The 12,813-nt window shown below is 44.3% G+C and carries 14 protein-coding genes; 12 read left to right on the plus strand and 2 right to left on the minus strand.

Annotated elements, in window-relative coordinates; translation table 11 throughout:
• Nucleotide 1 precedes the first annotated feature (1 nt).
• From LZG75_RS01970 to LZG75_RS01995, 6 genes are all read left to right on the plus strand, one after another.
• Nucleotides 2–1,231, plus strand: coding sequence for a porin (locus LZG75_RS01970; protein WP_233934863.1), 1,230 nt, complete (start codon nt 2–4; stop codon nt 1,229–1,231).
• A gap of 109 nt (nt 1,232–1,340) precedes the next feature.
• On the plus strand, nt 1,341–2,900 hold the full coding sequence (locus LZG75_RS01975; RefSeq protein WP_233934864.1) for a tetratricopeptide repeat protein: 1,560 nt from the start codon (nt 1,341–1,343) through the stop codon (nt 2,898–2,900).
• A gap of 212 nt (nt 2,901–3,112) precedes the next feature.
• Entirely contained in the window at nt 3,113–4,027 is a 915-nt protein-coding gene (locus LZG75_RS01980) for an amino acid ABC transporter substrate-binding protein (protein WP_370634768.1), read from the plus strand.
• 33 nt (nt 4,028–4,060) lie between these two features.
• Nucleotides 4,061–4,843, plus strand: coding sequence for an amino acid ABC transporter permease (locus tag LZG75_RS01985; protein WP_233923231.1), 783 nt, complete (start codon nt 4,061–4,063; stop codon nt 4,841–4,843).
• A gap of 27 nt (nt 4,844–4,870) precedes the next feature.
• Entirely contained in the window at nt 4,871–5,539 is a 669-nt protein-coding gene (locus tag LZG75_RS01990) for an amino acid ABC transporter permease (RefSeq protein WP_233923230.1), read from the plus strand.
• A gap of 29 nt (nt 5,540–5,568) precedes the next feature.
• Entirely contained in the window at nt 5,569–6,303 is a 735-nt protein-coding gene (locus LZG75_RS01995; RefSeq protein ID WP_233923229.1) for an amino acid ABC transporter ATP-binding protein, read from the plus strand.
• 58 nt (nt 6,304–6,361) lie between these two features.
• Here LZG75_RS01995 and LZG75_RS02000 read toward each other — a convergent pair whose 3' ends face one another.
• Nucleotides 6,362–7,537, minus strand: a complete 1,176-nt coding sequence (locus tag LZG75_RS02000; RefSeq protein ID WP_233923228.1) for a trypsin-like peptidase domain-containing protein — start codon at nt 7,535–7,537, stop codon at nt 6,362–6,364.
• Nucleotides 7,538–7,565: 28 nt separating this feature from the next.
• Entirely contained in the window at nt 7,566–8,003 is a 438-nt protein-coding gene (gene mscL / locus LZG75_RS02005) for a large conductance mechanosensitive channel protein MscL (protein ID WP_233923227.1), read from the minus strand.
• 114 nt (nt 8,004–8,117) lie between these two features.
• Between mscL and petA the strand changes: the two genes are divergently transcribed.
• The 6 genes from petA to LZG75_RS02035 are packed head-to-tail and all read left to right on the plus strand — an operon-like array spanning nt 8,118 to nt 12,813.
• Complete coding sequence (gene petA / locus LZG75_RS02010) at nt 8,118–8,720, plus strand: ubiquinol-cytochrome c reductase iron-sulfur subunit (protein ID WP_233923226.1); 603 nt, start codon at nt 8,118–8,120, stop codon at nt 8,718–8,720.
• Nucleotides 8,721–8,742: 22 nt separating this feature from the next.
• The gene (locus LZG75_RS02015) at nt 8,743–10,143 is read left to right on the plus strand and encodes a cytochrome bc complex cytochrome b subunit (protein ID WP_233923225.1); all 1,401 of its coding nucleotides are present in this window, start codon (nt 8,743–8,745) and stop codon (nt 10,141–10,143) included.
• Nucleotides 10,144–10,174: 31 nt separating this feature from the next.
• Complete coding sequence (locus tag LZG75_RS02020; RefSeq protein WP_233923224.1) at nt 10,175–10,954, plus strand: cytochrome c1; 780 nt, start codon at nt 10,175–10,177, stop codon at nt 10,952–10,954.
• 25 nt (nt 10,955–10,979) lie between these two features.
• Entirely contained in the window at nt 10,980–11,591 is a 612-nt protein-coding gene (locus LZG75_RS02025; RefSeq protein ID WP_233923223.1) for a glutathione S-transferase N-terminal domain-containing protein, read from the plus strand.
• A gap of 49 nt (nt 11,592–11,640) precedes the next feature.
• Nucleotides 11,641–12,045, plus strand: a complete 405-nt coding sequence (locus tag LZG75_RS02030; protein WP_233923222.1) for a ClpXP protease specificity-enhancing factor — start codon at nt 11,641–11,643, stop codon at nt 12,043–12,045.
• A 12-nt stretch (nt 12,046–12,057) separates the two neighbouring features.
• Nucleotides 12,058–12,813 (plus strand): hypothetical protein, encoded by a 756-nt coding sequence (locus LZG75_RS02035; RefSeq protein ID WP_233934865.1) that lies wholly within the window; start codon nt 12,058–12,060, stop codon nt 12,811–12,813.

Here is a 12,813-nt window from a genome sequence, read left to right on the forward strand (position 1 = left end):
AATGAAAAAATCGCTATTTGCACTTGCCGCTCTCGGCGCTTTTGCTGGTGCTGCTTCGGCCCAGTCAAGCGTGACCGTGTACGGTGTTGTTGACGTTGGTTACTTAAATCAAAAGGCTACTGGCGCAGCTGCTAACGCTGCCGGTACTGTTGCCCCATCAGGCCAAGCTAATAGCGCCAGTTTTGGTAACTCGATGGAACAGACCAGCCGTTTAGGCTTTAAAGGTACTGAAGATTTAGGCGGCGGCATGATTGCCTTCTTTACTTTAGAAACTGATATGCAGCCTACTAACGCGTCGATGTCGTCATGGCAGACTCGTCAGGGCTTTGGTGGTATTGGTAAAGCAGGCGTAGGTCAGTTTGCTTTCGGTACTCAATACACCCCCATGTTTAACCAAATCGCCGCAACTGACGTTGGTAACACCAACAACATGCCCGGTAACGCAGTTTACCCAACCACAAACCCAGGTAACACCACAAATGCTACAGCACGTGGTTACACTGACGCATCTGGTGTTGGTGGTCAATCTGCTGGTGTAACGGTTCGTACGCAATCTACCTTGTCGGCTCAAACCGCAACGTTTAGTGGTTTCAAGGTTGCTGCTAACTACACCTTAAGAAACGATACCGCAACAGCCAACACTTCAGCTAGCCGTTTGCCAGTTACCAACAACTACTCTGGTTGGGGTTTATCTGCTGACTACACATGGCAAAAACTGTATGTTGGTTTAGCTTATCAAGCCTACAAATCAAACAATGAAGGTCAAGGTGGCGCAACCGCCGGTGCTTCAGCATCTACTCTTGCCACACCTGCTCCAGCAGCTTGGATTGCTGCATCGGGTGGTTCAAATACTCAAGACAATCAATACTACGGTGCTGCTACCTATGACTTTGGTATCTTGAAAGGCTACGTGCAATACGGTAACCGTAAGGTTGGTAGCGTTATTGATACCAGCTATTACGCTAAGCGGACTGCGCAACAGATTGGTGTTCGTAGCTTCATGACACCCACCATCGAAGGTTGGGCAGTTGTTGGTAATGGTAAAGTCTCTAGCTATGGTCGTGGAAGCCCAAGCGCTGGCTTCACCGCTTATCAAGTTGGTTTGAACTATTACCTCAGCAAGCGTACCAACTTGTACGCAATCTACGGTTCAAATAATGAATCAGCCAGTTCTGTTCAAGTTTCAACCAGAGTCACAGGCTTAGCTTTTGGTACACGTGTAACGTTCTAATTATTGTTAGTTAAGTTGTTAAAACACTAGTAATACATTAGTTCGGCATTAAAACAAACCCACTGTGGCAACACAGTGGGTTTTTTCATGGGCGATTAGAATTGAAGATATGTCAGCAGCGCATCACCAACCTCATCACGGTTTGCAGCAGAGCAAAGCAGATCTTGCGCTGTTAACCCAGCTACAGCAGGCCGAGCAATTTCTGCAAGATGGTCTTATCTCAGAGGCTCGCAAGTGCTATGAAATAATTCTTCAGGCTTATCCTCAACAAGCAGAGGCCCTCCATTTTTTAAGTTTAATTTATTTTCAGGCAGGAAATGCACAGGCTGCTCTACAAGCAATCGATGCAGCATTAGCAAGCTCACCAAATTATGCGCTCGCCCATAATAATAAGGGTAGTATGTTAATTGAGTTAAAGCAAGCACTGGCAGCTTTAGCTTGCTATGAACAAGCCATTGCTTGCGACCCCCAATTTGCACTTGCCCACTTTAATCGCGGTGTAACACTTTATGATTTGCGCAAATTAGAGCAAGCCATACAAAGTTATGATGCGGCAATTGCAATTGACCCCCAATATGTTCAGGCTCACAATAATCGGGCAAATACGTTAAAAGAGTTGCAGCATGTAACAGAGGCTATTGCTGGGTACAACCAGGCTTTATCGATCATGCCCAATTTTGCCGAGGCCCATTGGAATCGTGCCTTAGCTTACTTAGTCTTAGGGGATTATGAGCAGGGATTGCCAGCGTATGAGTCACGCTGGCAATCCCCTGAATTAAGTCGTGCAGCAGGTGAGCGAAAACTGAATGGCGCACTCTGGCTTGGGCAAGAATCGCTGCAAGACAAAATTATTTTGCTTCATAGTGAACAAGGTCTTGGTGATGCAATTCAATTTAGTCGCTATGCTGAATTGGTGGCTAAATTAGGCGCCACAGTTATTTTAGAAGTTGAAAAACCCCTGATGACTTTATTTCAGACTTTAGCAGGCGTTTCACAAATAATTGAGAAAGGACAGCCCCTTCCCCCCTTTGACTTTCATTGCCCTTTAATCAGCTTGCCCTTTGCTTTTAAAACCACATTAAACAACATTCCCTTCGCTGAAAAATACTTAAGTGTCGACCCTGCTAAACAAATTTTATGGCAGAAAAAATTAGGGCCGAAAACAAAATTACGCGTTGGCGTGGTTTGGTCGGGGGGCTTACGCCCCAATCAACCAGAGGCCTGGGCCGTGAATGAAAGACGTAATATTCCATTGGCTTTGCTTGCGCCATTAAAAAATACGGCAATTGATTTTTATAGCTTGCAAAAAGGTCAACCGGGAGAGTCAGAATTAGCCGCCTTAAAAGCCGCTAATTGGGGCGGCCCTGATTTAATCGATTTAAGCGCAGATTTAGACGATTTTTCTGCCACTGCAGCGCTCATTAATCAGCTCGATTTGGTGATAACGGTAGATACAGCCGTCGCTCATTTGGCTGGAGCTTTAGCCAAACCCGTCTGGCTCTTGAACCGTTTTGATACCTGTTGGCGCTGGCTTTTAGACCGTAACGATAGCCCTTGGTATAGCTCCATGCGCCTATTTAGGCAAGGCCAACCGGGGCAATGGACGCCCGTGGTAGAAGCCGTCCAAAGTCAATTGCAGCAGCTCATTAGAAGTAGTTCAACAAGGTAGTTAGGCTAATTCTCAGCAGGGCGTAATTAAATACCAGGCTAAAAAGGTAATGTCAGATGAGGGTATTCCCCAAAATAGAACTTATTGGCCGCTAGGGGCTAGATAAAACCTTTAAAGTCTGCTAAAAATAGGGGTTCATTAAAACCCAATTAAAACTCTAATCCGATTAACCTCACTAGATAAGACCAGTCATGAAAAAACCTTCACGCTTTATCAAAACCACGCTTTCTGCTGCAATGATTTCCGCTTTTGCTATTAGCGGTATGTTCGCCGCTGCGGGTGCAATGGCAGCAGGCACTTTAGACAAAATTAAATCGACTAGCTCTGCCACGATGGGTGTGAGAGAGTCTTCGGGCGCGCTGTCCTATACGATTGGTGACGGCAGATTTGCTGGTTATCACGTTGAAATCTGTCAGCGGGTATTAACTGAAATTAAAAATCAATTAGGTATTAATGTTCTAGAAATTAAATATTTACCAGTGACTTCACAAAATCGTATTCCTTTAGTTCAAAATGGCACCGTTGATATTGAGTGCGGCTCGACTACCAACAATGCGGCCCGTCAAAAAGATGTCTCTTTTGCGGTCACGACGTATGTTGAGGAAATTCGGATTGCGGTGAAGGCCAACTCAGGAATTACGTCTTTGAATCAACTTAATGGCAAGAAAGTTGCCACCACCACGGGTACAACTTCGGTGCAGTTGCTGCGCAAGCACGAAAAAGCCACAGGCGTTAATTTTGATGAAGTCTTTGGTAAAGACCATGCCGATAGTTTCTTATTGCTCGAGTCGGGTCGTGCCGATGCATTTGTGATGGATGGCTCGATTCTTGCGGGGAATATTGCTAATGCAAAAAATCCCAAAGATTTTAAAATTGTGGGTGAAGTCATTGCGGTTGAGCCAATCGCAATCATGATGCGTAAAGATGACCCCGCTTTTAAGAAAGCCGTAGACGACAGCCTCAAAAGGATGATGGCTGACGGATCATTAACCAGACTTTGGAATAAATGGTTCTTGCAGCCCATTCCACCTAAAAACGCCATGGTCGGTTTAGCTTTATCTGAAAGCACCAAACAGGCTTGGGCTAATCCTAATGACAAACCTGCTGAAGCCTATCAAAAGAAATAAGCATTTTCTCTTAGAAGAGTTGGTAGTTTAAAAGTGGCAATGGATTGGGGTGTCTTTTGTAAAGACACCATTACAGGAGAGGCGGCCGATAACTGCCTCTCTTCTATTTTTCAACTTGGCAAAGACGCCGACCCAACCTATTTAGATTGGCTGCTTAAAGCCTGGGGCTGGACCTTATTAGTAGCAGCACTCAGTTTAGTCATTGCGCTCGTGTTGGGCACCCTCATGGGTACCCTCAGAACAATTCCAGCAAATGTGAAGGGAAGCAAATGGTTGGTGGGCTTTGCGACTGCTTGGGTGGAGGTATTTCGTAACATCCCAGTCTTGGTGCAAGTTTTTGTTTGGTACCACGTCGTGCCGAATATTTTCCCCGTTATGAAGGGCTTACCAGCCTATTGGTTAGTCTGTTTTGCTTTAGGGTTTTATAGCTCAGCACGCATGGCAGAGCAAGTGCGCGCGGGTATTCAGTCTTTATCTTCAGGTCAGCGTATGGCTGCCTTGGCTTTGGGGTTAAGTACCTACCAAAGTTATCGGTATGTGATTTTGCCAACTGCGTTTCGGATCATCATTCCACCACTCACCTCAGAGTGTATGAATTTAATCAAAAATACCTCAGTGGCCTTTGCGGTATCAGTACCCGAACTCACTTTATTTGCAATGCAAGCGCAAGAAGAAACTTCTCGTGGTGTCGAAATTTATTTGGCTGTGACTTTGCTCTATGCTTTTTCAGCTTTTGGTGTCAATCGGATTATGACCTTGATCGAAAAACGCGTCGCCATTCCGGGTACGCGTAGTAATTTGCTTACGAGTCATTAAAGATGCAAATAAAAATAAGCGTGTCCCATGCTTAATTTAGACCTCAGTATTTATAATTGGGAGCTCTTTTCAAGCTATATCTTGAAGGGGCTGCTCTTTAGTGCACAGCTCACTGTTGTTGCTACCATTGGGGGTATTTTTTTTGGCACAATCTTAGCTTTGATGCGCTTAAGTGGTAAACCTGTTCTGGTTTATATCGCCACAATATATGTCAACACCATGCGTTCTATTCCACTAGTGATGGTGATCTTATGGTTTTATCTCTTAATTCCAATTTTAATCGGCACGCCTATTGGGGCTGATTTATCCGCCACCATTACCTTTATTGCTTTTGAGGCAGCGTTCTTTTGCGAAATTGTGCGGGCCGGTATTAAATCGGTTGGTACAGGACAAACCTTTGCTGCAGAGGCATTGGGAATGAATTATTCACAAACTATGAGCCTCATTGTCTTGCCACAAGCATTTCGAAACATGATTCCGATTTTTATGACTCAAACCATTGTGCTTTTTCAGGACACGTCTTTGGTATATGCCATTGGCGCTTATGATTTATTGAAAGGTTTTGATATTGTTGGCAAAAATTTTGGCCGTCCTATTGAAGCGTACTTATTAGCCGCAGTTACCTATTTCTTGATTTGCTTTTCACTGTCTAAATTTGCGCGTTGGGTTCAAAGTAAGGTTGCTATTATTAAATAAATTAACCAATAGAAATAGAGAAGCTTTTAATGATTGATTTTAAAAACGTTTCAAAGTGGTACGGCACTTTTCAGGTCTTAACAGACTGTACTACCTCGATTAAAAAAGGCGAGGTAGTGGTGATCTGTGGTCCATCGGGCTCGGGAAAGTCGACCCTAATTAAAACCATTAATGCACTTGAGCCATTTCAGGCAGGTGAAATAACGGTGAATGGGATTTCTTTACATGATCCTAAGGCCAATCTTCCACAACTTCGTGCAAAGGTTGGCATGGTATTTCAGAATTTTGAATTATTCCCACATTTAAATGTGACTGAAAACTTAACGTTGGCGCAAATGAAAGTTTTGGGCCGATCTGCAGCCGAAGCTAAAGCCCATGGCCTAAAATACCTTGAGCGCGTCGGCTTAATGGAGCAAAAAGATAAATTTCCTGGCCAGCTATCGGGCGGGCAACAACAGCGAGTGGCAATTGCGCGGGCCTTAACGATGGACCCCATCGTGATGTTGTTCGATGAGCCTACTTCAGCTTTAGATCCAGAGATGGTGGGTGAGGTGTTAGATGTGATGGTTAAGCTCGCTCAAGACGGTATGACCATGTGTTGTGTAACGCATGAAATGGGCTTCGCGCGCAAAGTAAGCCATCGGGTAATTTTTATGGATCAAGGGCGCATTGTTGAAGATTGTTCACGCGACGATTTCTTTAACCGACCTGAAGAGCGTTCGCAAAGAGCCAAAGACTTTTTGTCAAAAATTTTGGCGCACTAGCGCGGTCTGAGAGCCCACCAGGATTCATTAGGGCTTCCTAAATAGGCGCTTAGCAGACTTATTGTTTCTTTGCTGCCTGCGGACGCTTACCAATCGGCACTTGTAAATTCAGTTCTTTTCCTTTGCGTAATATTTTTAAGTTGGCCTGGTTACCTGGGCCGAGTTGGGCAATAGCGTTTAGTAATGCAGTGACATCGGCAACAGAACGTTCATTGACAGCAATTAAAATATCGCCGGGCTTTACGCCACCACGATCTGCTGGACCACCTTCCAAAACACCCGATAATAAAACGCCTACAGTAGTGCTTGGTAAATTAAACGATTTAATTAATTCCTTTGAGAGGTTTTGGGGTTCGACCCCAATCCACCCACGAGTAACACTCCCGTTAGTGAGAATCGATTCCATGACCTGTTTTGCTAAGTTCACGGGAATGGCAAAACCGATTCCCATTGAACCACCACTTTGAGAGTAGATGGCAGTATTAATGCCGATTAAATGACCGCGAGTATCAACCAAGGCCCCACCCGAATTTCCAGGATTAATTGCCGCATCGGTTTGGATAAAATTTTCAAAGGTATTGATACCCAGATGATCGCGACCCAGGGCTGAAACAATGCCTGAGGTCACTGTTTGCCCAACGCCAAAGGGATTACCAATGGCTAAGACAATATCGCCAACATGGACTGACTCAATTTTTCCGAGGGTAATGGGTGGTGGCAATTGTTTTAAGTCGATCTTCAGTACCGCAATATCGGTATCGGGGTCGCTACCAATTACTTTAGCTTTGGTCTTTCTGCCGTCAGATAAAGCAATATCAATATCATCGGCTCCCGCAACCACATGGTGATTGGTGAGGATGACGCCTTCGGGGCTCACCAAAACACCCGAGCCTAAGCTGGTGCTTGGCTCATCTTCTGGTCCTTGTTCGCCAAAGAAAAATTGATACCATGGTTCATTGCGATGGGCATTATTTTTCCCATTTAAGCTTTTAGCCAGAGCCTTGCTGCTAAAAATATTGACTACTGCTGGCATCGAACGTTTAGCCGCTTCATAGTGCGAGCCGGGGCTAATGGAGTGTCCGTCATAACTAGCTTCTTTGAGGTTCACATTATCTACCAAGGAACTGATCTGCACGCCGGTTAGCCAACTGGGCTTTAGGGTAGCCACAATAAACCAAACGGCAAGCAAGACCGTAATTACTTGGGCAAATAAAAGCCAGAGGCGTTTAATCATGTCTCTCCAAAATAAGGCAGTATGCCGTTTATTTTTTCAAGCTATCGCGAATTTCGCGTAACAGGGTAATATCCTCTGGCTCTGGGGCAGGCTTAGCCGGAGCTTGCTCAGCGGCATCACTTAAGCGCACGCGATTTACCATTTTGACCATTTGAAAAATTACAAAGGCCAGCAAAAAGAAGTTAATGGAAATGGTAATGAAATTACCATAAGCAAACAGGGGCACGCCCGCTTTCTTCAGTGCTTCATAAGTACGGGGCACACCTTCGGGGGCTTGACCCAAAATAAAAAAGAGGTTAGTAAAGTCAATGCGGCCCCCAAGCAAGGTAGAGAGTAGGGGCATCACTAGATCATTGACCAATGAATCGACAATTTTGGCAAAAGCAGCGCCAATAATGACGCCCACCGCCAAGTCAATCACACTCCCTTTAACAGCAAATTCGCGAAACTCTTTTAAGACACCCATCTTTAATTCCTCTTCAATTGGCCCAAAGTTAAACGCATAAACCTCTTTTTACTTTAAAATAGGCGGTTTAAGCAATTTTTACCCATAAAATGCATTTTTCAAGGAATTGTGTAAATGAGTGACCAGCCTAGTACCGACACAGGTCGACGGAATTGGCTAATTGCCACCTCTGTCGTAGGGGGAATTGGAGGGGCAGTTGTGCTTGTGCCTTTTGTGACCAGTTTCCAGCCATCCGAGCGCGCCAAGGCCGCAGGAGCGCCTGTTGAGGTCGATATTAGTGGCATGAAGCCCGATGAGGTAAGAACCGTTGAATGGCGCGGTAAGCCGGTATGGGTGGTTAGGCGGACCCCAGAACAGGTCGCCGAATTGCCCAAAAATGATCCCGAGCTGGCTGACCCGAATTCCTTGCGCAATCAAGACACCCTAACCCCCCCATATGCGCGCAATCAGTATCGCTCGATCAAGCCAGAATATTTTGTGGCGGTCGGTATTTGTACCCATTTAGGCTGCTCACCATCAGCTAAATTTGAATCTGGAGCCCAACCCTCTTTGCCCAATAATTGGCCTGGTGGTTGGTTTTGCCCCTGCCATGGGTCCACTTTTGACTTTGCTGGTCGAGTTTATAAAAATAAACCTGCCCCCGACAATCTCGAAGTGCCACCCCATAAGTACTTAAGCGACACAATGATTTTAATTGGCGATGATGCAAAAGCCTAATTAGAAAGCTCAGGAGAAATACATGGCATTTCATGAAATAAAAGTTCCAGACAATGCGCCAATAACGCAAAAATTGCTGGCTTGGGTTGATTCACGTTTCCCTTTGTCGTCGACTATTAAAGCTCACCTTACTGGTTACTATGCCCCTAAAAATCTGAATTTTTGGTATGTCTTTGGCGCTCTCTCAATCGTCGTTTTAGCTAATCAAATCATTACCGGCATTTTCTTAACCATGAATTACAAACCCGATGCCGCTAAAGCATTCGAGTCGGTTGAATACATCATGCGTGAGGTACCGTTTGGCTGGCTAATTCGTTATATGCACTCTACCGGCGCCTCGATGTTTTTCATCGTGGTGTATTTGCATATGTTTCGTGGCATGATTTACGGCTCTTATCGTAAACCTCGCGAACTCATTTGGATTTTTGGCACGGCCATCTTTTTATGCTTAATGGGCGAAGCCTTTTTTGGCTACCTCTTACCTTGGGGGCAAATGTCGTATTGGGGCGCACAAGTCATTGTGAATCTATTTTCAGCCATCCCTTTAATTGGCCCTGATTTATCACTTTGGTTACGGGGCGACTATGTAGTTGGCGATGCAACTTTAAATCGCTTTTTTGCTTTTCACGTTATTGCTATTCCACTTGTTTTAGTTGGTTTGGTTGCCGCACATATTGTGGCTTTGCACGAGGTTGGCTCGAATAATCCCGATGGGATAGAAATTAAAGACACTCTTGATGCTGATGGACATCCCGTTGATGGCGTACCTTTTCATCCCTTTTATACCGTACATGATGTAATGGCGCTGAGCATATTTTTAATTATTTTTGCGCTAATTATCTTTTTTGCGCCAGAGATGGGCGGATATTTTATTGAAGCAAATAATTTCATCCCCGCAAATCCATTTCAGACGCCTGCCCACATTGCGCCAGTCTGGTATTTCACGCCCTTTTATTCGATGTTGCGTGGCACTACTACTTCTTTCCTTATTCCCTTATGGATCTTTTTTGCGGTGATCTTAGGAATGTCCATGGTTCGTGCCAAGACCTTGATAATGAAAGCCCTCTGCGTCTTCATTTTGGCAGCACTAGCTGTTGGTTTTTACTTGCTAGATGCCAAGTTTTGGGGCGTGGTCATTATGGGCGGTTCAGTAGTAGTAATTTTCTTTCTCCCTTGGCTTGATCAATCTAAAGTGAAATCTATTCGGTATCGCCCCAATTTTCACAAATATATTTACGGTGTATTTGTAGTGAGTTTTATTATCTTGGGCTACTTGGGTATTCAGCCACCATCGCCTGTGTTTGAAAAGATTTCCCAGATTTGCACCATTTATTATTTGGGCTTTTTCTTGGCAATGCCTTTTTGGAGCCAGCTTGGTCAGTTCAAGCCTGTTCCAAGCCGCGTTACTTTCCAGCCCCATTGATGTGGACTACTAAGAAGAATTAGGAACTAGCATGCAAGCGATTCTGTCAATCTTTAACCATATTTGTCGAACTAGCGCAGTAATAGCGACCTGTGGCTTTTTATTCTTAGCCGAAGTAAATGCTAATGAAGCCGGCTTTCCTTTAGATGCTGCGCCTCAAAGAGTAAGCAATCATGCCTCGCTGCAAAACGGCGCAAAACTCTACGTTAACTATTGCGCTGGGTGTCATTCGGCTGAATCGGTTCGCTATAGCAGCTTACGTGATATTGGGCTAACTGATAAGCAAATTAAAGATAATTTAATTTTAAATGGCGCCAAAGTGGGCGATTTAATGACGATATCCATGTCAGCCAAAGACGCTAAAGAATGGTTTGGCAAAGCCCCTCCCGATTTATCGGTAGAAGCGCGTGCTCGTGGCACCGATTGGATTTATACCTACCTACGCACTTTTTATAAAGATGACTCAACCCCAACGGGGTGGAATAATTTGGTCTACCCTAATGTTGGCATGCCGCATGCATTATGGCAATTGCAAGGCGAGCGCGGGGCAAAATTTGCTGAAGTCAAAGACCCGCATGACCCAAGTAGAATAGAAAAAAAGTTCATTGGTTTTGAGCAGATCACCCCCGGAACCATGAAGTCTGCAGAATACGACGATAATGTGGCAGACTTAGTCGCATTCATGTCATGGATGGCCGAACCTGTGCAGCTAGAGCGTAAACGTCTGGGTGTGTTGGTGGTGTTATTTCTGGCGCTCTTTGCTGTATTTGCATGGCGCCTGAATAAGGCCTATTGGAAAAACATTCACTAAGTTATTTTTTTAAGGATATTTGCATATGATGGTGTTGTACTCGGGCACAAACTGCCCATTCTCGCAACGCTGCCGCCTAGTGTTATTCGAAAAAGGCATGGATTTTGAGATTCGCGATGTTGATTTATTCAACAAACCCGAAGATATCTCAGTGATGAACCCCTACGCTCAAGTACCAATTTTGGTCGAGCGAGATTTGATTTTGTATGAATCCAATATCATCAATGAATATATCGACGAGCGTTTCCCACATCCCCAATTAATGCCACCCGATCCAGTTGCACGGGCTCGGGCTCGTTTATTCCTCTTTAATTTTGAAAAAGAACTCTTTATTCATGTCATTGGTTTAGAAAATGAAAAAGGCAAGGCCGCCGAAAAAGGACACGATAAAGCCCGCTTGGCAATTCGTGATCGCTTAACCCAGTTAGCCCCGATCTTTATCAAAAACAAGTACATGTTAGGCGATGAGTTTTCTATGCTTGATGTGGCTATTGCGCCGCTATTGTGGCGCCTTGAACACTATGGCATTGATTTATCGCGTAACGCTGCGCCTTTGCTGAAATATGCCGAACGTATTTTCAGTCGCCCAGCCTATATTGAGGCTTTAACCCCTTCCGAAAAAGTCATGCGTCGCTAAGCAGTATTAGACTCAGACCTAAACTAGGGGTTTTGTACCCGTCGAACACATGGCCGATCACACCCCTAGTACAAAACCCTATTTAATTCGCGCACTACATCAGTGGTGCAGCGATTTTGGTTTTACTCCATTTATTGCTGTTTTTGTAGATCAGCAGGTTGAAGTGCCAATGGAGTTTGTTAAAAATGATGAGATTGTTTTAAATCTTTCAACTGAAGCATGTCATGAATTACAGCTTGAAAATGACTCAATTAGTTTTCAAGCTCGCTTTAGTGGGGTTCCTAAAAAAGTTTTCGTGCCTATTTCACATGTCTTAGCAATTTATGCGCGTGAAAATGGCCAAGGCATGTCATTTCCTTTTGAGGCAAATCCGCCAGATGATAGTGCTGCAGAGTCCTTAAGAAAAAGTAAGCCAGCGACTGCTAGTAGGCCAGCCTTAAAAATTGTTAAGTAATATCTACTGAGTATGCATACGCATATGCAACTACCACCATTATTAATAACTTCGGCAATTAGCATTGCTGATCAGCAACCCGTTATTAGTGATCCAGACGAACGTCTGCGACTTACTTTGGTTGCGATTGGTAAATGGCTGGAACTGGAACCTGAAATTCAAATGGTGATTTGCGACGGTTCTAATTTTGACTTATCTACCATCATGCGCACCCATTTCCCCCAAGCGAAAATTGAATGTCTCCATTTTCAAAATGATGCTGCGCTTGTTGCCAAGCTTGGCAAAGGTTATGGTGAAGGTGAAATCATTAACTATGCTTTAGATCATTCAAAGCATTTGCAGGCGGCCAGTTTTTTTATTAAATGTACTTCAAAAGTATGGATAAAAAACTTTTCTGCCTGCCTGCGGTATTGGAATGGTAGATTTATTTGCAATGCCGATTTTTCGAATGTCACGAAATTTAAGCCTTACACCTTAAATCATATTGATACCCGTTTTTTTATCGTTGATAAAGCGTTTTATCGCGAAACTTTTGCGCAAGCCTATTTGCAGGTCAACGATCCTTTGCGGCAAACGATTGAGCAATGCTTCAAAAAAATCGTTTTAGAAAAAAAACTACAAGCATTTATATTGCCAATTTGGCCGGCTTTAGCTGGTTTTGCTGGCTCAACTGGTGAAGATTATGAACTGTCGCGTTTAGGCCTTTGGAAGGAAGATTTCAAGCGTATGGTGCTTCGTTGGCGCTCGCCCTTAGTGGCAAATAAGTAG

Origin of the sequence: Polynucleobacter sp. IMCC30063 (genome assembly GCF_021395235.1) — a bacterium.
In the GTDB taxonomy this organism is placed as follows: Bacteria; Pseudomonadota; Gammaproteobacteria; order Burkholderiales; family Burkholderiaceae; genus Polynucleobacter.